This window comes from Parcubacteria group bacterium CG10_big_fil_rev_8_21_14_0_10_36_14, from assembly GCA_002772895.1.
Lineage (GTDB): Bacteria > Patescibacteriota > Patescibacteriia.
In genome coordinates this window covers 498-1,667 of sequence record PFCS01000024.1, presented here as the reverse complement: position 1 = coordinate 1,667, position 1,170 = coordinate 498, and the positions used below count along the sequence as shown (strand labels likewise).

Below are 1,170 nucleotides of genomic sequence, written 5' to 3'. Positions count from 1 at the left end.
AATATTCCGTTAGTTTTTAAAACTCTCTTAATTTCTAAAATAGATTTTTTATCACAAAACCAATGAAAAGCACTAAAGGCTGTTACTAAATCAAAATAACTATGCTCAAAAGGTAAATTAGAAACATCTGATACCCTATAATTAATACCGTCGCTTGAAATCATATCCTTATCTTTATCAACTCCAATAATATATTTACAATAAGGTGCTAATTGCCTAGTTGATATACCGGTTCCACAACCTAAATCCAACACCAAAGATTTATTTTTATTTAGTTTATTAAAAATATACTCAATAACTTCTAAAGGAACTCCTCTTCTACCTTTCTTATAATTTTCTTTTAAATTTCCAAAATATCCATAATTAGACATGCTTAACTTATATCTATTTTTTTAAGAACAATTTTTAAGACTTCTTCGTGAACCTCGGTCGGAGACATACAAACCATACCAGTGCAACAAGTTACCTTTTTCCAATTTTTATTTTGTTTTTGTAGGAGTAGGGCGCTATCTCTGGAATTTTTAAGATGAATTAAATTATCCTCGGCCACATCTTTCCGGCCTTTTAGATAAGTTTTTTTTCTTTGCGCGACTTTATTCATTAGCCACATTTTACTAACCTCAAGTGGGAGATCTAGATAGATAACTAAGTCTGGTTTAGGGATTTTAAAAATTTTATACTCCATTGTATCAAGCCATTTTAGAAAATCTTTTCTTTCTTTTAAATTAGAAATTTTTCCGCCTTGATGAATTTGGTTAGCCGTGGCGTATCTGTCGGCCAAAACGATAAACCCTAAATTTAACCAATTTTGTATTTGTTGACTTGACTCAAATCTATCGGCCGCATATAAAACAGAGGCTAACCTTGGAGCAACTTTTATAAAATCTCCATAAATACCCGAAAGATATTCGCCGATCAGTTTTCCAAAAAAATTATCTTGATAGCGAGGAAAATCAATTGTTTTGACTTTAATTTTTTCTTTTTTTAATCTAGTTTTGAGTAGTTTGATTTGGGTGGCTTTGCCCGAGCCATCAATGCCGTCAATTACAATAAGTTTTCCTTTGGTCATGTTACTTAAGAATATATACTAGGTAACCATCGGTCAATTGTTAATAATATACAAGTATGTGTTAAAATATATAAAAAATTTATGATAACTTTAAATAAATT

Annotated in this window: 2 protein-coding genes; both read right to left on the bottom strand. The window is 30.1% G+C overall.

Annotated features, from left to right (window positions below; genetic code table 11):
• A partial coding sequence (locus COU51_01550) for a hypothetical protein (protein ID PIR66881.1) occupies positions 1–371 on the bottom strand: 371 nt, incomplete at its 3' end.
• Positions 372–373: 2 nt separating this feature from the next.
• Complete coding sequence (locus COU51_01545) at positions 374–1,069, bottom strand: thymidylate kinase (protein ID PIR66880.1); 696 nt, start codon at positions 1,067–1,069, stop codon at positions 374–376.
• Positions 1,070–1,170: the final 101 nt, after the last annotated feature.

Coding starts and splice junctions, on each gene's coding strand:
- COU51_01545 (PIR66880.1), bottom strand. CDS start 1,069: ATGACCAAAGGAAAACTTATTGTAATTGACGGCATTGATGGCTCGGGC.